This is a genomic window from Pelagerythrobacter rhizovicinus (genome assembly GCF_004135625.1).
Lineage (GTDB): Bacteria > Pseudomonadota > Alphaproteobacteria > Sphingomonadales > Sphingomonadaceae > Pelagerythrobacter > Pelagerythrobacter rhizovicinus.
In genome coordinates this window covers 453644-474910 of the sequence record NZ_SDPV01000001.1, presented here as the reverse complement: position 1 = coordinate 474910, position 21267 = coordinate 453644, and the positions used below count along the sequence as shown (strand labels likewise).

The following is a 21267-nucleotide window of genomic DNA, read 5'->3' as shown; positions in this document are numbered from 1 at the left end:
TGTCAGGGTCGATCGATGATCCAGCTATCTCCTTCGCGGCGCACGGCGACGCCGAACAGCGGACCGACGGCCTGCGGATTCTGCTTTACCGGCGCAAGGGCGACGCTGCCCGTCACGCGCCGCTCCGCAACCGTGGGCGCGGCGGAGAACGCAATGCCGGTGCTGCTTGAAAGCTCATGCGCGATCTCCCCCAGCGTCGCTTCGTCGAAGGTGAGCCGGCCATCGCGCCATTCGCCGATTCGCGCAACCGGCGCGGTGCCGAGGCGATAGGCGTCGCTTCCGTCGGTGACGCTCAGCGTGTCGCCCGGCTCCAGCCGCGCGAGCTTGCGCTCGGGGTTCACCAGCACGACGCCTTCGGACACCGCCACGCTGGTGGTCTTGCCCACGCGCGCGACATCGAACACCGTCCCGGCATCGACCAGCGTATGCCCGCCGACATCGACGACGAACGGGTCCGCGTCGTCATGCCGCACGCTGAAGAGCGCCCGGCCCTGTTCCAGCGTCGCGACCCGCGGGTCGTCTCGGTCGAGCACGATCCGCGCCGCGCCGCCGAGCGTGACGTCGCTGCCGTCCGCCAGCGCCACCGTGCGCGTCTCCCCGGCGGCGGTTTCGACCACGTAGCTCGCGTCGCGCAACTGGATGAAACCGAGCATCGCCACCAGCACGACCGATGCCGCCAGCGCCAGCCAGCGCCAGCCGCCGCGGGCGGGCACTTCCTCGGCAACGGCGTCGTTGGCGGGCGCAACGAGGCCTTCCTCGGCCGCATCCATCACCGCGGCCATCGCGCGGTCGTAGGCGTCCGCATGCGCCGGGTCTGCTTCGAGCCAGGCTGTGAATGCGTCCCAATCCTCGAACGAGGGGTCTCCCGTTTGCACGGCCCAGGCAATCGCTTCGTCGGTCATCCGTTCATCTTGCCTCATGGCGTGCTCTCTTCGCGAAAGAAGACGGAGCCGGGCGTCTCAAGCCTCATCGATCCGCTCCCTGACCTCAAGGATGGCGCGGTAGGCGCGGCGCAGATCGCTCTCGACCGTGCTCAGGCTTACGCCGAATTCCTCCGCCACCTGCCGCTGCTGCACGCCGTCGATGCGGTGCCGGCGGAAGATCGCCGCAGGCCGCGGACCGAGAGTGTCTAGCGCCTCCGCCACGAGGCGCGCATGGTCGCGGGCGATCAGGACGCGCTCGCCCGAAGGCGCATCCGAGACGCCGGGCACAGTCGCGGCAGCCTCGCTCCAGTCCTTGTCACGCCGGCGCGCCTGACGTTCGGACCGGTAGCGGTCGATCATCAGCAGGTCGGCGGTGCGGTAAAGGTAGGCCACCGGCGCGGCGACGGGGCCGACGGCCGCGGTGGAGATCTTCAGCCAGACTTCGTGCAGCAGGTCTTCCGCGGCATCGCCGGCGCCACGCGCGCGCAGGAAACGCAGCAGCCGTTCGCGGTTGGCGAGGAAGGCGGCTTCGAGACCGTTGGGCGCGCGATTGCTGGACACGGACAAAACCAATGACGGCAGCGCGCGATAAGTCAAAATCCGCGTGCAGGAAAGGTGGGTTTCCACCCCTGGATCTCGCGCCAGCTCCTTTGCGAACCGGCCGACCTACGCTTGTAGTGTTTCAAAAAACGGGTATGTTGATTCGCGACAGACCCCAAAGGGGCGGCGACAACGGGAAGAGCGATGGCCTGGGATTTCGAAACCGAGACCGAGTTTCAAGAGAAGCTCGACTGGATGGAAGGGTTCGTCCGCGAAAAGGTGGAACCCTTGGGGATGCTCGGCATCCACCCATACGACGTGAAGAATCCCAGACGCAACGCGCTTGTCCGCCCGCTGCAGGAAGAAGTGAAGGCGAAGGGCCTATGGGCCTGTCACCTGGGCCCGGAACTCGGGGGACAGGGCTACGGCCAAGTCAAGCTGGGCCTGATGAACGAGATTCTGGGCGGCGCGAGCTTCGCGCCGATCGTGTTCGGCTGCCAGGCGCCCGACACCGGCAATGCGGAGATCATCGCACACTACGGCACACCGGAACAGAAGGAACGGTATCTCCAGCCGCTGCTCGAGAACGAGATCGTTTCGGCCTTTTCGATGACCGAACCTCAAGGCGGATCCGATCCGACCAATTTCGTCACCCGCGCCGAGCTCGACGGCAATCACTGGAAGATCAACGGCGAGAAGTGGTTCTCGACCAACGGCAAGTGGGCGGATTTCCTGATCGTCATGGCCGTGACCGATCCCGAGGCGCCGCGACATGAGCGGATGAGCATGTTCATCGTGCCCGTGGATACCCCCGGCGTGGAGATCGTGCGCAACGTGGGCGTCTACGGCCAGCAGGACGGTTCGGAGAGCTACATCCGCTACACCGACGTTCGCGTCCCGGCCGATCACCTGCTGGGCAAGCGTGGCGGCGCTTTCGCAATCTCGCAGACCCGGCTCGGCGGCGGACGCGTGCACCATGCCATGCGCACGGTTGGCAACTGCCGCCGCCTCCTCGACATGATGAGCAGGCGCGCGGTCAGCCGCAAGACTCGCACCGGCACGATCGCCGACTATCAGGCGGTCCAGATGCAGATCGCCGACAGCTATATCGAGCTCGAGCAATTCAAGCTCTTCGTGCTCAAGACCGCGTGGATGATCGACAAGTACCAGGACTACCGCAAGGTCCGGAAGGACATCGCGGCTATCAAGGCGCTGATGCCCAAGGTCTACCACGACATCGCCGCGCGCTGCGTGCATATCCACGGTTCGCTCGGCGTGTCGAACGAGATGCAGTTCGTTGGCAATCTCGTCGCCTCGATGGTGATGGGCATCGCCGATGGCCCGACCGAGGTGCACAAGGTGACCGTCGCCAAGCAGCATCTGCGCCAGTACCGGGACGTCGCCGACCCGATTTTCCCTGAGTACTCGCTGATCCATCGCCGCGCCGCGGCGCAGGCGTTCTACGATCCGCTGGACGAGATCACCGACGCGGCGGAGCAAGCCGCATGACCGCGGCGAGCGCCGCGTCGGACAGCACCGCTCGCACCGCCGCGCCCGCCTCGCCGCCGGTGGGCTTCGGCACGCGCGTCAGTTACGGCGCGGGCGCGATGGCGAACGGCATCAAGGGCGCCGCCTTCTCGAGCTACCTGATGCTCTATTTCAATCAGGTAGTCGGCGTGCCGGCGGCGATCGTCGGCACCGCCCTCGCCTGCACGCTGCTGGTCGATGCCATCGTCGATCCGTTCCTTGGCCGCTGGGCCGACGTCACCCGCTCGCGCTGGGGACGGCGGCACCCCTTCATGTATGCAGCGGCGATCCCGACGACGATCTTCTTCTTTCTTACCTGGTTTCCGCCGCAGGGGCTTAGCCATGTGCAACTCGGCTTCTGGATATTCGCCTTCGCCGCCGCGACCCGCGCAGCGATCAGTGCGTTCGAGATCAATGCGTCGGCGATGGCGCCGGAGCTGACCGGCGACTACACCGAACGCACCCGGCTGTTCTCGCTCCGTTACTGGTTCGGCTACGCCGGCGTTTACGGCTTCACCGCCTTCTCGCTCGCGTTCATCTTCATCGAATCGCCCGAATATCCGCGCGGCCAGCTCAACCCCGCAAGCTACGCCAACTTCGCCGCGCTGGGGGCGGTGCTGATCTTCCTCGCGATCCTTGTCTGTGCAGCGGGGACCCACAATCGTATCCCCTATCTACGGCAGGCGGACCCGGTAGGCAGCGCTCCCAAGCTTCGTCTGCGCGATCACCTGGCGGAGATGTTCGCGGCCTTCCGCAACCGCGCCTTCCTCGCCATCTTCGGCTTCGGCGTATTCAAGTACACCGCAATCGGACTCTACAGCGCGACGACGCTCTACTTCAGCACGTTCCTGTTCAAGCTGGATACGACCCAGCTCGCGCTGCTTACGCTCGACAGCTTCGTCGCCGCGACGATTGCCGCGCCGCTTGCGCCGATCTTCTCGAGATGGTTCGGGAAGCGGACGAGTTCGATGGTCTTCGCCGTGCTCGGCGTGGCCATCGGGCTGAGCCCGCTGCTGCTGAGCCTGCTCGGCCTGTTCTTCGAACCGGGCGATCCGCTGCTGGTGCCGACGCTGTTCGTGATCGGCGCGGTCTACGGCGCCATGGTTGCCATTTCGCTCATCAACACCAGCTCGATGCTCGCGGACGTGGTGGAGGATAGCGCGGTGGAGACCGGCCGGCATACTGCCGGCACGTTCTTCGCCGCTTCGAGCTTCATGCAGCAGTGTTCCAACGCGCTCGGCATTTTCGTTGCGGGGCTGGTGCTCGCCTGGTCCGAGTTCCCCGAGCAGGCGGACCCTGCGACGATCGCAGGTCCCGTGGTCGACAGCCTGCTGCTGCATTATATTCCGACGTCAATCTCGCTCTGGACGATCGGCGCGCTGATACTGGTATTCTACCCCATCACGCGCGCCCGGCACGAGCGGAACATGGATATTCTTCGCGCCCGAGAAGCCGAGGCGCTAGAACAACAACAGCGCGATGCGCCGCTGGGCGGCCCCGCCCGGTAATCGAGGAGAAAAGCATGGCCACCCAGCCCGACCTGCAACCGCCAAGTGCGGACGACGCCTTCCGCGAAGAAGTGCGCGATTTCCTGGCGGCTAACTTCCCGTCCGAGCTCAAAGGCAAGGGCAACGCTCTTGCCGGAGTCGATGGGCCGACCGAGGAGACCGAGCCGCAACGTAAGTGGCGCGAGGCGATGGGCGAGCGCGGCTGGGGCACGCCGACATGGCCCAAGGAATACGGCGGCGGCGGCCTGACGCGCAGGCAGGCCGCGATCCTGAACGAGGAAATGGCCAAGGCCGGCGCGTACAATCCGATCGGCGGCATGGGCGTGATGATGTTCGGCCCCACCCTGCTCGAATACGGCAGCGAAGCGCAGAAGAAGGAACACATCCCGCCGATCTGCCGCGGAGAGATCCGCTGGTGCCAGGGCTATTCGGAGCCGAACGCCGGGTCCGACCTCGCCAATCTCCAGACTTTCGCCGAGGACAAGGGCGATCACTATGTCGTCAACGGTCAGAAGACCTGGACCAGCGGCGGGCAGTGGGCCGACAAGTGCTTCTGCTTGGTGCGCACCGACAAGAGCGACAAGCACAAGGGCATTTCCTTCCTGCTGATCGACATGGACGCGCCGGGCGTGGAAGTCCGTCCGATCCAGATGATCAGCGGCATGAGCCCGTTCTGCGAAACCTTCTTCACCGACGTGAAGGTGCCCAAGGAAAACCTGGTCGGCGAGGAAGGCCAGGGCTGGACAATCGGCAAGCGCCTGCTCCAGCACGAGCGCACTAACCTGTCCGGCGGCGGCAGTCTGGCCCGGATGATGGGCGCGAGCCTGGCCGACATCGCCAAGAAGTACGTCGAAACCGACGAGAGCGGCGCCATCGCCGACAAGGTCCTGCGCGACCGGATCGCCGATTTCGAGATCCGCTGGAGTGCCTTCCTCCTCACCGCGCGCCGCGCGACCGAGGAAAGCAAGGCGCAGGGTGGCGTCTCCGAGATCAGCTCGGTGCTCAAGAAGCTCGGCACCAAGCTCGGGCAGGAACGCGCCGAGCTGATGATCGAGATCATGGGCCTGCAGGGCCTCGGCTGGGAGGGCGAAGGCTTCACCGACGCCGAGCTTTCCGGCGTGCGCGCCTGGCTCTTCGGCAAGGCAACCACGATCTACGGCGGCTCGACCGAGATCCAGAACAACATCATCGCCAAGCGCGTGCTTGGCATGCTCGACCACCAGTAAGAGGGCGCGAGGAACATGGCGGTTCTCAACGAAGAACAGGAAATGCTGCGCGACATGGCGCGCGAATGGGCGACGAACGAAAGCCCGGTCGCGGCTTTCCGGAAGGTTCGCGCGAGCGGCGCGCCCGAGGCATTCGACCGCGAGGCCTATACTGCGATGGCGCAGATGGGCTGGGCCGGTATCGTCGTGCCCGAGGCGCACGGCGGATCGGATTTCGGCTGGCTTTCGGCCGGGCTGGTGGTCGAGGAACTGGGCAAGACGCTGACCGCAAGCCCCCTCGTCGCCACGACGCTCGCCGCGACGGCGATCGTGCTCGGCGGCAGCGAGGAGCAGAAGGCGAAATGGCTGCCGAAGCTCGCAAGCGGCGAGACGATCGGCACGCTCGCCATCGACGAAGGGCCGCATCATAACCCGGCGAAGATCGCCGCGAGCGTATCGGGCGGGAAGCTTTCCGGCACCAAGGCTTTCGTCCACGAAGCGCATAGCACCGACCTGTTCGTGGTCGCGGCGGCGGACGGGCTCTATCTGGTCGAGAACGGCGATGGCGTGGCGCTTTCCACGCGCAAGCTGACCGACCAGCGCAGCCATGCCGAGGTGACGTTCGACGGCGCGGCGGCGGACAAGCTCGCCGGCGGCGGCGACAGCCTGCTCGACGACGTGCTCGACCGCGCGCGCATCCTGACCGCCTGCGAAATGCTCGGCATGGCCCAGGCCGTGTTCGACACCACGCTCGAGTATCTGAAGCAGCGCGTGCAGTTCAATCAGGTGCTCGCCACCTTCCAGGCGCTGCAGCACCGCATGGCGGACCTTTTCGGTGATCTTGCCATGATGCGTTCCGCGGTCGAGGGCGGCCTCCAGGCGCTCGACAGCGGCTTCGGCATTCCCCGCGCCGCGGCGATCGCGAAGTCCGAAGCCAACCGCGTGCTTCACACGATGAGCCGTGAAGGCATTCAGCTCCACGGCGGCATCGGCATGACCGACGAGTACGATATCGGCTTCTACCTCAAGCGCGCCCGCGTGCTCGAGGCGAGTTGGGGCAACACCTCCTACCTGCGCGACCGGTTCGCCCGGATCGGCGGCTATTGAGGCATTGGATCCGCTCGATGACCCCGAAGGTCTAGCCGGATCGGCCAGCGCCCAACAGCGGGCGCTGGCCGATCATGCGCGGTTCGTCGACGAGAACCTGAAGCGCAACTACCGCGCGAACTTCATCCATGGCGTGCTGGGCATGACGGGCTTTCGCCTGATCTACGCTCCCACGATCATCCCCGCCTACCTGATGCTGCTCACCGGCAGCGCGGCAGCCGTCGGGCTCGGCACCGCGCTGCTGCAGCTTGGCGCGACCATCAGCCCGATCGCCAGCGGCGCGCGGATAGAGCATCGCAGTCACATCCTCCCCTATGCGATCCGCGTCGGTTCGCTGATGCGGCTGCAGATCCTTGGTCTTGCGCTGGCGGGCTGGTTCCTGACCGGTAACCTGCTGCTTGTCGCAACGTTCGCTTTCTTCGTGCTGCTCGGCTTCTTCACCGGGGCGCAGCGGGTCGCTTTCCAGATGCTGATGAGCAAGCTGATCCCGATCCGGAAGCGCGGGCGGCTGCAGGGATACCGCAATTTCGCGGGCGGGCTGATCGCCGCAGTGCTCGCCTGGGTCGCGGGTAACTGGTTCATCGCCGGCAACTGGCTGGGCAATGGTTATGCAACGACGTTCCTGTTCGCGTTCCTGCTCACCAGCGCGGGGCTGGTCGTACTCAAGACGATGATTCGCGAGCCTGCCGCCCCGCTGTCGCGCCCGCAGCTCCCCCTTCGCGAGCGCATTCGGGAATTTCCCGAGCTGCTCGCCGATCGGGACTTCGCCAATTTCCTCGGTGCGCACAGCTTCTCCACCATGGCTCGCGTCGGTGCGCCGTTCTGGACTGTCTATGCCGGTAGCCTTCTGGGACTCGACGGAGCGCTGATCGGAGGCCTCAGCTTCGTATTCCTGGGCTCCGACACGGTATCCAACATCCTCTGGGGCCCCATGGGCGACCGCTTCGGCTTCCGCATCGTCTATGCGCTATCGCTGCTCTGCTCCATCGGCGGCGTAGTGCTGTTGATCTTCGCTGCGTCAGCCGGGCCTGTCTATGGCGCCTTCGTCCTGCTCGGCTTCGGAGCCTCGGGCTGGCTGCTTGCCGCGAGCACGATGGTGCTCGAGTTCGGCAACAGCGAAGACACGCCGATGCGGCTCGCCTTCGTTACCACATTCGAGGGCGCTATCGCGGCAGCGGGGCCGGTGCTCGCGGGGCTTGTCGTGGCGATCTGGGGCTTCACGCCCCTGTTCGCCATTGTGCTCGGCGCCTTGGCGATCGCGCTGCTGCTGCTCGTCCTCCGGGTGCGCGAACCGCGCGATCTCGCCAGCGGCTGATCAATCGACGGCGGGCGGCGCGAGCAGTCCCGACGACAGCGCCGAAACATACGTTCGGATCGCCAGTTCAGGATCGCCGAACCGCTCGGCCCAATTGCGCGCCTCGTAGGCACTGTTGAGCGTCGACATGATGATCTGACTGGCAACCAGCGGATCGATCGGGCGGACCGAGCCGTCGGCGATCCCGTCGATCAGCATTCCCGCAAAGCGCCGCGCGAGCCGGTTGGAGCGCGTGACCACGTCGACCCTCTGATCGCTGTCGAGCGACTGCAGCGCGGTCGTGCGCAGCAAGGGCATGGCGTCGAAGAACTGGACGTCGAGCAGCTCGCGCAGCACGCTCGACAGACGAGTCCAGTGATCCGCCTCCATCGTCTGGCCGGACATCTGCACGGCGGACAGGCGATCGTAGCTGCGCTGGAAGCACGCGAGCACGAGATCGTCCTTGGCGTCGTGGTGATGGTAGAAGCTGCCCTTGGTCACGTTGAGCGACTTCGCGATCCGATTGACCGACGCGCCGCGGTAGCCGCGCTGGTTGATCATGACGGTGGCGGCGCGCAGGAACTCGTCGTTCTGGCTTGGCTTCGCCGCTTCCGGCGTGCGCCAGCCGCCATCGGGCAAGGACCGAGGGCACCAGCGGTCCGGTTCGGCCGGAATGCCGTGGGCGAGGATGTCGAACATCCGTTCTTGGACCCGCGGAAAGTCGAGCGAGGAATAGCGCAGCGACCACACGGGCCACCACATCATCGCCTCCAGCAATATGTGCGCGCGGGCGGAAAACAGCGCATGCTCGCGGTCGGATCGCGCCTCTCCGAAGAAGCCGCGCACCAGCTTCACCACCGTGCGGTAGCGCGCGAGCAGCGGCGCCTGCGCATCCGCATCGAGCGTGCGGATTTCGGACAGCGCCGTCACCAGTCCTTTCTCGCCGCCTCGGATGCGTCGGCGCAGAGCCACGTGTTCGGCGATGTAGCGGCGCATGCGCGAGGCTGGATCGGGCGCCGCGAGCGCGTCGCGCGCCATCTCTTCCATCAGGTCGAGCGTCGCCTCGTAAACCGCGACGACGAGCTGTTCCTTGCGCGAGAAGTAATAGGTGATGCTGGTGGCGTTGAGACCGATCGCGCTAGCGACGTCGGACAAGGTCGTCGCCTTGACCCCGACCTCGTTGATCAGGACCGAGGCGGCATGGATGATGGCCTGGCGCTTCTCGCCAAACCGCCTCGTCTCGGCACTCTTGCTCGCCATCGCGTCCCCCATGTCAGGCCCGTTACAATAGCGCGGGCAAAAGTGCCAACAGCCCCGGGGCTTCGCGCACGCTAGAACAGCGTAGCCAGATCTTTCTTCAGGATCTTGCCGTTCGCGTTGCGCGGCAGCGTGTCCTCGGTGAATACCACGCGCACCGGCACCTTGAACTTCGCCAGCCGGTCAGCGACCCAGGCCTGAAGCTCCTCCTCGCTCGCCGTGGTGCCGGGTGCGAGGTGGACCACGGCGGCGGGCTCCTCTCCGAGCTGCGGGTGCGGGAGGCCGATCAGTGCGGCATCGGTCACCGCCGGGTGATCGTAGAGCACGTTCTCGACCTCGGACGAGTAGATGTTCTCGCCCCCGCGGATGATCATGTCCTTCGCCCGGTCGACGATGTAGCAGAAACCTTCCTCGTCGAGCCGCGCGAGATCGCCCGTCCTGACCCAGCCGTCCACGAACGTCTCGGCGGTCGCTTCCGGATTGTTCCAGTAGCCCTTCACCACCATCGGACCGCGCGCCCAGAGCTCACCGACCTCGCCGGCGGGCATCTCCTCCGTGCCGTCCTCATTCATGATCTTCAGGTCGGCCACGGCAACCGGCGGGCCGCAGCTGTCCGGCCGGTTGAGATAATCCTCGCTCGAATGGCCGGTGACGGTCGCCATCGTCTCGGTCATGCCCCAGCCGTTGCCGGGCAGCGCGCCGAAGACCTCGCGGATCTTGCGCACGAGCTCAGGCGCCGAGGGCGCACCGCCGTAGCCGATCGCCTCGATGCTCGACAGGTCGTAGTTCTTGCGTTCGGGATGCTCGATGAGCTGCCAGGCGATCGTCGGCACACCGCCGGTCGAGTTCACCTTCTCCCGCTCGATGATCTCGAAGGCTTTGATCGGGTCCCACTTGTGCATGAAGATCATGGTGTGACCAGCCGCGACGTTGCCCATGAGGCCGGCGGAGCAGGCGGTGACGTGGAACAGCGGGATCACCGTGAGACCGACCTTGTGCATCGGCTCGGGCATCTCGTCCCCCCGGCGCAGCACCGCGCAGGCCGCATTGTAGCCGCTCGACATGATGTTGGTGCACAGATTGCGGTGCGTGCCGAGCGCGCCCTTCGGGTTTCCCGTCGTGCCGCTGGTGTAGAAGATCGTCGCGTCGTCATCCGGCGCGATCTCGACCTCGGGCAGCTCCATCTGCGGCAGATCGGCATACCCTTTCGGCGTGCCGATCACGGCCTCGAGCCGCTCGGCCCCCTCGGGTTCGCCTTCGCAGCGCGACACGAACGCCGTCTCCAGATCGGGACATTCGGCGCGGTGCGGCAGGATTCGTTCCCAACGCTCTGCATCGCAAATCAGCAGCTTCGTGCCAGAGTCCCTCAACCCGTAGGCAAGCTCCGGCCCGGTCCACCAGGCATTGAGCGGCACGCAGATCGCGCCGATCGTCACTGCCGCGAAGAAGGCAACCGGCCATTCCGGCAGGTTGCGCATCGCCACCGCGACGCGGTCGCCCTTCGCCACGCCCCGCGCCTGAAGCTCGTGCGCGAGCTTCGCAACGGCGCGGAACCACGCATCGTAGGTGACGCGCTCGTCCTCGTAGATCGTGAACTCGCGCGGACCGTACATCCGCCCGAGCATGGCGATCGCGCGCAGATTCGGCGGCGCGTTCTTCCACACGCGCGTCGGCACGCCGCGAATGTCGATGGTCTCCATCTCGAAGCGTTGCCCGGGTGCGGTGAGGATCGCCTTGCATTCCTCGCGTGTCCTCGCGGGCCAGCCTTCCGGCGGGGTCCAGCCGATCGCGGAGGCGAGATCCTTTGCCTGCGTCGCCATGATCAGAGCACCTCGAACAGGCCGGCCGCGCCCATGCCGCCGCCGACGCACATGGTGACGACGACGTGCTTCACGCCGCGCCGCCTGCCTTCGATCAGCGCATGGCCTACGCAGCGCGCGCCCGTCATGCCGAAGGGATGGCCGATGGAAATCGACCCGCCGTTGACGTTGAGCCGGTCGTTCGGGATCCCGAGCTTGTCGCGGCAGTAAATCACCTGGACTGCGAAAGCCTCGTTCAGCTCCCACAGGCCGATGTCGTCGATGCCGAGCCCGAACCGGTCGAGCAGCTTGGGAATCGCAAAGACGGGGCCAATGCCCATCTCGTCGGGCTTGGCGCCTGCCACCGCCATTCCGACGTAGCGGCCGAGCGGCTCGAGGCCGCGCGCCTTGGCGACCTCCGCCTCCATCAGCACCGAAGCGGCCGAACCGTCCGAGAGCTGGCTGGCGTTGCCGGCCGTGATGCAGTGCCCCTCGCCCATCACTGGCTGGAGCTTCGCCAGCCCTTCCAGCGTGGTGTCGGGCCGGTTGCAATCGTCCATCGCGATGGTGACTTCGCGCTGGCTGACCTCGCCAGTCTCCTTGTCGGTCACGTTCATCGTCGTGGCGATCGGCACGATCTCGTCGTCGAACTTGCCCGCCGCCTGCGCCGCTGCCGTCCGCTGCTGCGACTGGAGCGAATATTCGTCCTGCGCTTCCCGGCCGATGTCATACCGCTTGGCCACGACCTCGGCCGTGCCGATCATCGGCATGTAGATGTCGGGATGCATCTTGAGCAGTTCGTCGTCGCGCTGCGTGTTCGGCTTGCCCGAGCGAAGCGACGTGATCGATTCGATCCCGCCGGCGACGCAGATGTCCATGCGATCGACGATGATCTGCTTGGCCGCCGTGGCGATCGCCATGAGGCCGGAAGAGCACTGCCGGTCGATCGTCATCCCCGCGACCTCGACCGGGAGCCCCGCGCGCAGCGCGACTTGCCGACCCATGTTGAAACCCTGCTGCCCCTGCTGGTTGGCGGCGCCCATGATCACGTCGTCGATCTCGCCGCCCTCGACACCGGCCCGCTCCACCGCCGCGGCCACCGACCATGCGCCGAGTTGCACCGCATGAGTCGCGTTGAATGCCCCGCGCATCGCCTTCGCGAGCGGAGTACGGGCGGTAGATACGATGACGGCGTCGCGCATTCGGGCAATCCTCTTCCAGTTTCGTCTTGTGCGATTCTTTGCCGACGATTTATGCAGAAGGGACAGTGCGTGGCAAGGTGCAACTGGGCGTTTTCTGAATTTCAGGTATGAGGCTTCAAAAGAGCAGAAAATCCGCTATCAGCGTGGGTCAGAAAACGAGGTATGCCGAAAGCGGCACGGTACGGGAGAGATCATGATCGAACTGACGGATGCGAAAGCGCTCGGCTTCCACGAGGCCCGGCTCGCCAGGATCGACGCCTTTCTCGATGCGCAATACATCGAGACGGGACGCCTGAAGAACGCTCAGTTGCTCGTCGCACGCGAAGGCAAGCCGGTACACCACGCGCGTTTCGGGGCTTTGCGCGACGACGGTACGCCGATGCGCGACGATGCGCTGTTCCGCATCGCCAGCATGACGAAGCCGATCACCTCGATCGCGTTCATGCAGTTGGTCGAACAATGCAAGGTAGCGCTGGAGGACCCGGTGAGCCGGGTGATTCCCGAGTTCGCAAACCTGGGCGCCTACGCAGGCGGCGGCGGTGCATTGCCTTTCGCCCCGATGCAGCGCGGCGGACCCATGCGTTTCGTCGATCTTCTCACGCACATGTCCGGGCTGACTTACGGCTTCCAGAACCGCAGCAGCGTTGATGCCGCTTATCGCGCGGCGGAGCTCGATCTCTCGCGCGGCAAATTCACGTCGGACGAATACGTCGCCGCGCTGGCCGAGATTCCGCTCGAGTTCGAACCGGGCTCGCGCTGGAACTACTCGGTCTCCACCGACGTGCTCGGTATTGCCGTCGAGCGCATCTCGGGGATGCGGCTGGGCGACTACTTCCGGCAGCATATCTTCGAACCGCTGGGGATGGCCGACACCGCCTTCCGGGTTGCGGAAGGGCAGGCGGATCGCCTCGCCGACGCTTACGGCTATCGTCCGGGCAAGCCGCCGCGGCTCGTGGATCGCGCCGCAGAGAGCCGCCTGCTCGAGGACGGCAAGTTCGACAGCGGCGGCGGGGGCCTCGTCGGCACGGCGGCCGACTACCACCGGTTCTGCACCATGCTGCTGCAGAAGGGCGAACTCGACGGGGCACGGATCATCGCACCCAAGACGCTCGACCTGATGACCGCCAACCACCTGCCCGGCGGTGCGGATCTCACGCAGATGAGCCAGAGCCTCTTTTCCGAAGCGAACAACGCCGGCACCGGCTTCGGCCTCGGCTTCGCCACGGTGATCGATCCGGCCAGGACGCTGATGCCCGCGAGCAAGGGCGAGTTCTACTGGGGCGGCGCCTACTCGACCGCCTTCTTCGTGGATCCGGTCGAGAAGATCACCATGGTCTTCATGACCCAGCTCTACCCCTCGTCCACTTATCCCATCCGCCGCCAGCTCAAGACGCTGATCTACTCGGCTCTGGCGGAAAGCTACGCATGAAGGAGCGCACAATGACAACCCCGATCCGCACCGAACGCCACGACAACGTGCTCGTCATCATCTCCGACAACCCGCCGGTGAACGCCCTCGGCCAGGCCGTGCGCGCCGGGCTCGCCGCAGGTATCGAGGAGGCGCTGTCCGACGATGCCGTCGAGGCGGTGGTGATCCGCTGCGACGGGCGCACCTTCTTCGCGGGCGCCGACATCACCGAATTCGGAAAGGCGCCGCAGGGGCCGAGCCTCCCCGAAGCGCTCGACAAGCTGGAGGCGAGCGAGAAGCCGGTCGTCGCCGCGATCCATGGCACGGCGCTCGGCGGCGGGTGCGAAGTGGCGCTCGCCTGCCATTACCGGGTGGCGGTGCCGAGCGCGAAGATCGGCCTGCCCGAGGTCAAGCTCGGCCTGATCCCCGGCGCCGCGGGCACACAGCGCCTGCCGCGCCTCGTGGGCGCCGAAGCGGCGCTGCCGCTGGTCGTCACCGGCGACCCGATCTCGGCGAAGAAGGCGCAGGCGATCGGTCTGGTGGACGCGATCGTGGGCGAAGACAGCCTGGAGGCTGACGCGATCGCATTCGCAAAGTCGAAGATCGGCCAGCCGGTGCCGCGCGCCTCGGAAGGGACGGCCAATCAGGACGGGGTGAAGAACCCCGGCATCTTCGACGACTTCCGCCAGAAGAACGGCCGCAAGATGCGCGGCTTCGAAGCGCCCAACGCCGCAATCGAGGCCGTCAAAGCGGCCGGCGAGCTGACCTACGCCGAGGGTGTGAAGAAGGAGCGCGAGCTCTTCGCGAAGCTGATGGGCGGCACCCAGTCGAAAGCGATGCGCCACTACTTCTTTGCGGAGCGTGCCGCGAACAAGATCGACGACGTGCCCGCCGATACGCCGCTGATCCCGATCAGGAAGGTCGGCGTGATCGGCGCCGGCACGATGGGCGGCGGGATCGCGATGAACTTCCTCAGCGCAGGAATTCCGGTGACCATCCTGGAGATGAAGCAGGAAGCGCTCGACCGCGGCACTGGCGTCATGCGCAAGAACTACGAGAACACGGCCAAGCGCGGCCGCATGACCATGGAACAGGTCGACGCAGCGATGGGCCTGCTGACCCCCACGCTGGACTACGCGGATCTCGACGATTGCGATCTGGTGATCGAGGCGGTCTACGAGAACATGGACGTGAAGAAGGAGGTGTTCGGCACGCTCGACGGCGTGGTGAAGCAGGGTGCGATCCTCGCCTCCAACACCAGCTATCTCAACATCGACGAGATCGCGGCGGCCACCGAGCGCCCCGGCTACGTGCTCGGCCTGCACTTCTTCTCGCCTGCGAACGTGATGAAGCTGCTGGAAGTCGTCCGCGGCGCGAAGACGCGCGACGACGTCCTCGCAACCTCGATGAAGCTCGCCAAGAAGATCGGCAAGGTCGCGGCGGTTTCCGGCGTGTGCCCCGGCTTCATCGGCAACCGCATGCTTTCCAAGCGACAGGAGCAGGCGAACCAGCTGATCATGGAAGGCGCGAACTACTGGGATGTCGACGACGTGCTGCTCGAGTTCGGCTTCCCCATGGGTCCGTTCCAGATGGGTGACCTCGCCGGCATCGACATCGGCTGGCATCGCGATCCGTCGAAGGTCACCACCGTGCGCGAGGCGCTCTGCGCGGTGGGCCGCTTCGGACAGAAGGCCGGCAAGGGCTTCTACGACTACGACGAAGCGCGCAACCGCACGCCTTCCGACGAGGTCAAGACGATCATCGCCGACTTCGCCGCCAAGGAAGGCCACGCACAGCGCGAGATCTCCAAGGACGAGATCCGCGAACGGCTGCTCTATCCGATGATCAACGAAGGCGCGAAGATCCTAGACGAGAAGATGGCGCAGCGCGCGAGCGACATCGATGTCGTGTGGATCAACGGCTACGGCTGGCCGATCTACACCGGCGGTCCGATGTTCTGGGCCGACGCGATCGGGCTCGACACGGTCGTTGCCGGCCTGGAGAAGCACGGTCTTCCCGTCAGCGACTATCTGCGCGGCAAAGCCCAGCGCGGCGAAACCTTCAACGGCTAACCCGACGACGCCCGAGCGAAGTAGCCCTTCCTCCCCATTTGCACGGGTGCAGATGGGGAGGGGTACCGCTAGACGCGCGCCTCGCGGGTAGCGAGCTGCCCCTGTCGGGCAACGCTCTCCGCTCGCAGCTGTAAAGTGCATTGTTCGAATTCAGGGTATGAGTAGCAAGTCGAAACCGATCGGTCGCGGCTGGCTTGCCCACCCCCCTCGCCGCGAAACCACGCCCGCGACCCGGGTATGCCGCAGGGCAGAATACGTTTTCCTCGACCAGCGAGTCCAATGACGCACATACACAGCATGTTTTCGGAAGCGGGGTTCGGGCATTCTTTCGAAAGCTCAGCAAGCCGAAAAGGCACGTTCATTTCACAAAGAGCTTGACAGGAGTGCCCCGAAATACTCCACTTTCGATGAGTGGGTATGTGCCTGAGAGCGCAGCTCACAGGAGAGGAGAGGAAGATGAGAAAACACGGTCTACGGTACACGTGCGCCCTTTCGGCTCTCGCGTTGGGGCTCGCCGGCGCCAGCCCCGCGGTGGCACAGGACGAGTCACCGGACGGTGCGCAAAGCCCCCCGCCGGAGAACCCCGTCATCGTCGTCACCGGCTCGCTGATCCGCGGCACCCCCGAGGACGCGGCGCTTCCAGTCGAGGTGATTTCACAGGAAGAGCTGGTGAATCAGGGCTCTCCCACTGCTCTCGATCTCATCAAGAACCTCCCAGGTTCCAGTGGCGTGCTCGGCGATTCGAATCAGTTCGACTCGCGGTCGCAGGGATCGGAAGGCGTCTCGACGGTGAACCTGCGGGGTCTCGGCCCTTCGCGTACACTCGTCTTGCTCAACGGCCAACGGCTCGCCAATACGCCCATCGGGGTGCCCTCGGTCGACGTCAATCTGCTGCCCTCCGCAGCAATCGGGCGGATCGAAGTGCTCAAGGACGGCGCGGCCGCGACTTACGGTTCCGATGCGATCGGCGGCGTGGTCAATTTCATCACCAACAAACAGCTCGAAGGGCTGGTGCTGAGCGGCGACTACCGTTTCATCGACGGCTCGGACGGAGACTGGACTGCCTCGGGCGCGTTCGGCCATGATGGCGACGGACTGCGCGTGCTCGCGAGTTTCGGCTATCAGCACCGCTCTCCGCTGGCAGCGATCGAACGTGACTTCGCCATCCGTCCATATACCGAAAACCCCGCCGGTGGCTTTACTCAAGGCGGAAGCCCGGGCGCCTTCCTGCCTTTCGCCTTCTATCCCGGGACCTTCGTCGGCGTCACGAGCGATTTTCAGGTGGACCGCGGGTGCGATGACCTGGGCGGCATTCCGGTCGCCAATTCGACCCCCACGGATGTTGATAGCGCCACCCGCTGCGCCACCCAGTACACGCCGTTCGATCTGCTGGTGGAAAAGGAAGATCGCTGGCAGGCCTATCTGGAAACCGAGATCGACCTGACCGACCAGATCGTGGCCGAGTTTTCGGGCCTGCTCGGGCACACTTCCATCTCGGCCAACACCTCGCCGAGCTACCTGATTCTCAATACGCCGACTCCCGGCCTCGCCAACCCGATCGGCTCCCAGTTCTGGGTTCCGCCCAACAACCCCGGCCTGATCGCCTACCGAGAGGCCAACCCCGACCAGTTCCCGTCAGGGGCGAACAGCGCGCTCCTTGCTGCCGGCGTGTTCCGCACGGCCTTGCTCGGCGGCAATCCGCTTTTCCGAGACCAGAACGGGATCGACGGCGCCGCACCCGCGACGCGCGACAGCGAATCGATGCGCTTTACCGGCGCAGTGCGCGGAAGCCACTCGGCCGCGTTCAATTGGGAGCTGAGCGGCACCTGGCACAAGTACATCCGCGAATCGACGGGGTACGACAGCATCATCGACCGGGTGCAGCTCGCGTTGCGCGGCCTCGGCGGGGAGGACTGCGACCCGCTGACCGGCACGCCTGGCGTGGGACCATGCATGTTCTACAACCCGTTCTCGAACGCGATCGAGTCGAATGCGATCACCGGCGAAATCAATCCGGGCTACGACCCCGCAGTGGCCAACGATCCCGCGGTCTTCGATTACTTCACCAAGAAATCGTCCAGTCGCATTTCCAACGAACTGAAGGTCGCCAACCTCGTGTTCAGCGGCAACACCGGGATCGCTCTCGGCGGCGGCAACGGCATCGGCTACGCGCTCGGCGCCCAGTATCGTCACAACGGTTACGATGCGCGTTACGGACCCTACAACGATCTGACGATCTATCCCTGCCCCGGCTCGCTCGATTTCGGCGTGGAAGACTGCGCCCGCCCGATCGGGCTGTTCGGCTTCCTGGGTTCGGACCTGCCCAACGCAAGTTCGCAGGATGTCTTCGCCCTCTTCGGCGAGTTGCAGATTCCGATCGGCGACCGCGTCGATATCCAGCTCGCTGCACGTTATGAAGACTATGGCGGCGCGGTCGGTTCGACCTTCGATCCGAAGGCCAGCGCACGCGTCCAGATCACCGATTGGCTGGCACTCCGTGGATCGTACCAGACGACTTTCCGGGCGCCGCCGTCGAACATCCTTACCGCGGGTGACTACCTGACATCGCTGCAGTTCGTCGGTGGCTCGTTCCGCGCCGTTCGAGTGAACGACAATCCCACTCTCGTCCCGGAGAGCGCCGAGAGCTACGGCGGCGGCGTGTTGCTCGACTTCGGCGGCTTCCGCGCAAGCGTCGACTACTGGCGCTACGATTTCTCGGACGACATCGTTGCAGAACCGCTCTCCGGCATCCTCAACTCGGTGTTCGACAGCACTCTTGGTTCGAGCACGCCAGGCACCGCCGTCGCAGACTGTTCCAACCCGCTGGCCAGCCGTTTTACCTTCTCCGGCGGCCCCGCGGAGGGCGGATGCGGTGCCCTCGCTCCGACGCTCAGCGACGTAACGACGATCGACACCTTCTACACCAACGGGGCGGGGCTCTCGACGTCGGGGATCGACGCCACGGCGAGCTACCGCGGCGACTTCGGCACGCGGGGCACTTGGGGTGTCGGGGTTACGGGCAGTTACGTGATCGACTTCGAAACCAACGACTTCTTCATTGGCGACGATCTCGTACAGCCGGGCTTCTCGGCCGTCGGCAAGCTCAATTACCAGACCACCGCCTATCCGTTGCCCGAGATAAAGCTGAACGGCTATCTGGACGCGGGCTGGGACCGGCACAACGCCCGCCTGACCGTCACGCATGTGGAAGGCTACACAGACCAGCGACTGACGCCGGGCACGCCGGGCCACGAGATCCCGAGCTTTACGACACTCGATTTCACGCTGCGGATCGGACTGCCTGCGGAAACCGATCTGACACTCTCGGTGCTCAACTTGCTCGACAAGGACCCGGGCTTCGCCGCCCTCGACTATAGCTACGACCCCTTCACCGCGAACCCGCTGGGCCGCAACTTCAAGATTGGAATCCGCAAGGCATTCTGAGCTTGAAGTTGCTCGGACTGGCGGATGGGAATGCCGGAGACTGCGTGAACGACCAGACTGCGATTGATCTCGCCTCCCTCCTCGCCCCGCGCGAGGCGGGGGGCGATGGACGCTGGACCGGCGCGCCCGGCCCGGCAATGGGGCCGCGCCTGTTCGGGGGGCAGGCGATCGCGCAGGCGCTGATGGCGGCCGCGCAGGAGGAGGACGCCGAGCGCCTCGCGCATTCGCTGCACTGCTATTTCCTGAAGCCGGGCATGGCGGACGAGCCGGTTGACTATCGGGTAACGCATTTGACCGCCGGGCGCAGCTTCGCGACGCGGCGGGTCGAGGCGTCGCAGGGCGACCTGCTGATCTTCTCGATGATCGCTTCGTTTCACCGGCCGGAGCCGGGCTTCCGCCACGCGCTCGAATGTCCGTTCCCGCTCGATGTGGAAGCGGCGCTCGCCGGGCTCGGGGAATGGAAGCAACGCCGCTCCGATCCCGACGATCATCCGATCGCCGACCGGCTGCAACGGCGGCCGATCGAAATCGTCCCGCTCGATCCGTCGGCGGTGTTCGGCCGGCGGCCGCGCGAGCCGCGAACCGCCTCGTGGATGCGGATGCGGCTGCCCGCGCGCGCCGGATCGGCGATGCAGCGTGCGCTGCTCGCCTACGCCTCCGACATGCTGTTCCTCCGCACGGCGATGCTGCCGCACGGCATCCGTCCCGGCGGATATGACGTTCAGGCGACGAGCCTCGATCACGCTGTATGGTTTCACGAGACGCCGGACTTTGATCGCTGGCATCTCTTCGTCGCCGACAGCCCCTGGGCCGGCGGCGCGCGCGGGCTCAGCCGCGGGCATTTCTTCGCCGAGGATGGCCGGATGATCGCGACCGCGCAGCAAGAGAGCCTGATGCGGCCGCGCGGGGAGGCGCTGGAACGCCTCATGCAGCAGGACGGCGAGGCATGAGCGAGAGCCGGTACGCGGACCTCGACGGGGCCGCACTCGAGCGCTGGCTGAGCGAGGCCGCGCCCGGACACGGCGGGGTCCACAGCATCGAGAAATTCCCCGGAGGCCAGTCGAACCCGACCTACCGCGTCGAAACGGAGCGCGGGCCGCTGGTCCTCAGGCGCAAGCCCTTCGGCAAGCTGCTCCCTTCCGCGCACGCGGTCGAGCGCGAGCATCGGCTTATTTCGGCGCTTCATCCCGCCGGCGTGCCCGTGGCGGCGCCGGTGGCGCTGTGCGAGGATCCGGAGGTGATCGGCGCGCCGTTCTACCTGATGGGGCTGGTTGAGGGGCGCACCTTCTGGAACGGCGCCCTGCCCGATTGCGCTCCAGAAGAGCGCAGTGCGATCTACCGCGCAATGATCGACACGCTGGCCAAGCTCCACGCAGTCGATCCGGTCGCGGTGGGCCTCGGCGACTACGGTGCGCCGGGCAACTACTTCGCGCGCCAGGTCGGCCGCTGGACCAAGCAGTACCGCATGGCCCAGACCGACGACATCCCCGAAGTCGAGCGGCTGATCGAGTGGCTGCCCGCGACCCTGCCGCAGCAGGATCGCACGTCGATCATCCACGGCGACTACCGCATCGACAACATGATCTACGCGCCCGACCGGTCGGAGATTCTCGCGGTGATCGACTGGGAGCTTTCGACGCTGGGCGATCCGCTGGCCGACTTCGCCTACCTCGCGATGAACTGGGCGATGCCGCACGGGGAGCGCGGCGCGCAGCTCGGCGGGCTCGACCTTCCCGCGCTGGGCATTCCCACGCTCGAGGAGGCGACCGAGCGCTATTGCGAGGCGACCGGGCGCACTTCGGTCCCCGATCTCAACTGGTTTTTCGCCTACAACCTGTTCCGGCTGGTAGGGATCATCCAGGGAATCAAGAAGCGCGCGATCGACGGCAATGCCTCGAACGCCAATGCGGAAGCCGCGGCCGCGCGCATCGTCCCGCTCGCGCAGCAGGCCTGGGCCTTCGCCGAACGGGCGGCAGTCTAA

The 21267-nt window shown here is 65.8% G+C and carries 15 protein-coding genes; 10 read left to right on the top strand and 5 right to left on the bottom strand.

Annotated elements, in window-relative coordinates; translation table 11 throughout:
- Nucleotides 1–2: 2 nt before the first annotated feature.
- Nucleotides 3–902, bottom strand: coding sequence for a FecR family protein (locus tag ETX26_RS02320; protein WP_225425465.1), 900 nt, complete (start codon nt 900–902; stop codon nt 3–5).
- Nucleotides 903–959: 57 nt separating this feature from the next.
- Nucleotides 960–1484, bottom strand: a complete 525-nt coding sequence (locus tag ETX26_RS02315) for an RNA polymerase sigma factor (RefSeq protein ID WP_129523080.1) — start codon at nt 1482–1484, stop codon at nt 960–962.
- A 183-nt stretch (nt 1485–1667) separates the two neighbouring features.
- Between ETX26_RS02315 and ETX26_RS02310 the strand changes: the two genes are divergently transcribed.
- Genes ETX26_RS02310 through ETX26_RS02290 form a run of 5 tightly spaced genes read left to right on the top strand, consistent with a single transcriptional unit; the run spans nt 1668 to nt 8125 of the window.
- The gene (locus ETX26_RS02310; RefSeq protein WP_129523079.1) at nt 1668–2972 is read left to right on the top strand and encodes an acyl-CoA dehydrogenase family protein; all 1305 of its coding nucleotides are present in this window, start codon (nt 1668–1670) and stop codon (nt 2970–2972) included.
- The gene (locus tag ETX26_RS02305; RefSeq protein ID WP_129523078.1) at nt 2969–4498 is read left to right on the top strand and encodes an MFS transporter; all 1530 of its coding nucleotides are present in this window, start codon (nt 2969–2971) and stop codon (nt 4496–4498) included. The genes ETX26_RS02310 and ETX26_RS02305 overlap by 4 nt, the downstream gene beginning before the upstream one ends.
- 14 nt (nt 4499–4512) lie before the next feature.
- The gene (locus ETX26_RS02300) at nt 4513–5724 is read left to right on the top strand and encodes an acyl-CoA dehydrogenase family protein (protein ID WP_129523077.1); all 1212 of its coding nucleotides are present in this window, start codon (nt 4513–4515) and stop codon (nt 5722–5724) included.
- 15 nt (nt 5725–5739) lie between these two features.
- A complete protein-coding gene (locus tag ETX26_RS02295; protein WP_129523076.1) occupies nt 5740–6810 on the top strand; it encodes an acyl-CoA dehydrogenase family protein in 1071 nt (356 codons plus the stop codon).
- A 4-nt stretch (nt 6811–6814) separates the two neighbouring features.
- A complete protein-coding gene (locus tag ETX26_RS02290) occupies nt 6815–8125 on the top strand; it encodes an MFS transporter (RefSeq protein ID WP_129523075.1) in 1311 nt (436 codons plus the stop codon).
- Here the strand turns inward: ETX26_RS02290 and ETX26_RS02285 are convergent, their stop codons facing one another.
- The 3 genes from ETX26_RS02285 to ETX26_RS02275 all read right to left on the bottom strand — a co-directional run bounded on the left by ETX26_RS02285 (nt 8126) and on the right by ETX26_RS02275 (nt 12362).
- The gene (locus ETX26_RS02285) at nt 8126–9364 is read right to left on the bottom strand and encodes a TetR/AcrR family transcriptional regulator (RefSeq protein WP_225425464.1); all 1239 of its coding nucleotides are present in this window, start codon (nt 9362–9364) and stop codon (nt 8126–8128) included.
- A gap of 71 nt (nt 9365–9435) precedes the next feature.
- A complete protein-coding gene (locus tag ETX26_RS02280; RefSeq protein WP_129523073.1) occupies nt 9436–11181 on the bottom strand; it encodes a class I adenylate-forming enzyme family protein in 1746 nt (581 codons plus the stop codon).
- 2 nt (nt 11182–11183) lie between these two features.
- Nucleotides 11184–12362: an acetyl-CoA C-acyltransferase gene (locus ETX26_RS02275; RefSeq protein ID WP_129523072.1), complete on the bottom strand. Its 1179-nt coding sequence runs from the start codon at nt 12360–12362 to the stop codon at nt 11184–11186.
- 193 nt (nt 12363–12555) lie between these two features.
- On the opposite strand from ETX26_RS02275, the gene ETX26_RS02270 reads away from it, so the two are divergent.
- The 5 genes from ETX26_RS02270 (at nt 12556) to ETX26_RS02250 (ending at nt 21267) form a co-directional block, all read left to right on the top strand.
- On the top strand, nt 12556–13791 hold the full coding sequence (locus ETX26_RS02270; RefSeq protein WP_129523071.1) for a serine hydrolase domain-containing protein: 1236 nt from the start codon (nt 12556–12558) through the stop codon (nt 13789–13791).
- 11 nt (nt 13792–13802) lie between these two features.
- Complete coding sequence (locus ETX26_RS02265; RefSeq protein WP_129523070.1) at nt 13803–15842, top strand: 3-hydroxyacyl-CoA dehydrogenase NAD-binding domain-containing protein; 2040 nt, start codon at nt 13803–13805, stop codon at nt 15840–15842.
- Between the two features lie 456 nt (nt 15843–16298).
- Nucleotides 16299–19286, top strand: coding sequence for a TonB-dependent receptor domain-containing protein (locus ETX26_RS02260; RefSeq protein ID WP_165271679.1), 2988 nt, complete (start codon nt 16299–16301; stop codon nt 19284–19286).
- Nucleotides 19287–19330: 44 nt separating this feature from the next.
- On the top strand, nt 19331–20236 hold the full coding sequence (locus ETX26_RS02255) for an acyl-CoA thioesterase (RefSeq protein WP_225425463.1): 906 nt from the start codon (nt 19331–19333) through the stop codon (nt 20234–20236).
- Nucleotides 20233–21267, top strand: a complete 1035-nt coding sequence (locus tag ETX26_RS02250) for a phosphotransferase family protein (protein ID WP_129523068.1) — start codon at nt 20233–20235, stop codon at nt 21265–21267. Before ETX26_RS02255 ends, ETX26_RS02250 begins: the two co-directional genes overlap by 4 nt.

What these genes read in the sequence shown, in the direction of transcription:
- ETX26_RS02320 (WP_225425465.1), bottom strand. Translation starts at nt 902, where the DNA reads ATGACCGACGAAGCGATTGCCTGGGCCGTGCAAACGGGAGACCCCTCG.
- ETX26_RS02310 (WP_129523079.1), top strand. Translation starts at nt 1,668, where the DNA reads ATGGCCTGGGATTTCGAAACCGAGACCGAGTTTCAAGAGAAGCTCGAC.
- ETX26_RS02305 (WP_129523078.1), top strand. Translation starts at nt 2,969, where the DNA reads ATGACCGCGGCGAGCGCCGCGTCGGACAGCACCGCTCGCACCGCCGCG.
- ETX26_RS02300 (WP_129523077.1), top strand. Translation starts at nt 4,513, where the DNA reads ATGGCCACCCAGCCCGACCTGCAACCGCCAAGTGCGGACGACGCCTTC.
- ETX26_RS02295 (WP_129523076.1), top strand. Translation starts at nt 5,740, where the DNA reads ATGGCGGTTCTCAACGAAGAACAGGAAATGCTGCGCGACATGGCGCGC.
- ETX26_RS02285 (WP_225425464.1), bottom strand. Translation starts at nt 9,364, where the DNA reads ATGGCGAGCAAGAGTGCCGAGACGAGGCGGTTTGGCGAGAAGCGCCAG.
- ETX26_RS02280 (WP_129523073.1), bottom strand. Translation starts at nt 11,181, where the DNA reads ATGGCGACGCAGGCAAAGGATCTCGCCTCCGCGATCGGCTGGACCCCG.
- ETX26_RS02275 (WP_129523072.1), bottom strand. Translation starts at nt 12,362, where the DNA reads ATGCGCGACGCCGTCATCGTATCTACCGCCCGTACTCCGCTCGCGAAG.
- ETX26_RS02270 (WP_129523071.1), top strand. Translation starts at nt 12,556, where the DNA reads ATGATCGAACTGACGGATGCGAAAGCGCTCGGCTTCCACGAGGCCCGG.
- ETX26_RS02265 (WP_129523070.1), top strand. Translation starts at nt 13,803, where the DNA reads ATGACAACCCCGATCCGCACCGAACGCCACGACAACGTGCTCGTCATC.
- ETX26_RS02260 (WP_165271679.1), top strand. Translation starts at nt 16,299, where the DNA reads ATGAGAAAACACGGTCTACGGTACACGTGCGCCCTTTCGGCTCTCGCG.
- ETX26_RS02250 (WP_129523068.1), top strand. Translation starts at nt 20,233, where the DNA reads ATGAGCGAGAGCCGGTACGCGGACCTCGACGGGGCCGCACTCGAGCGC.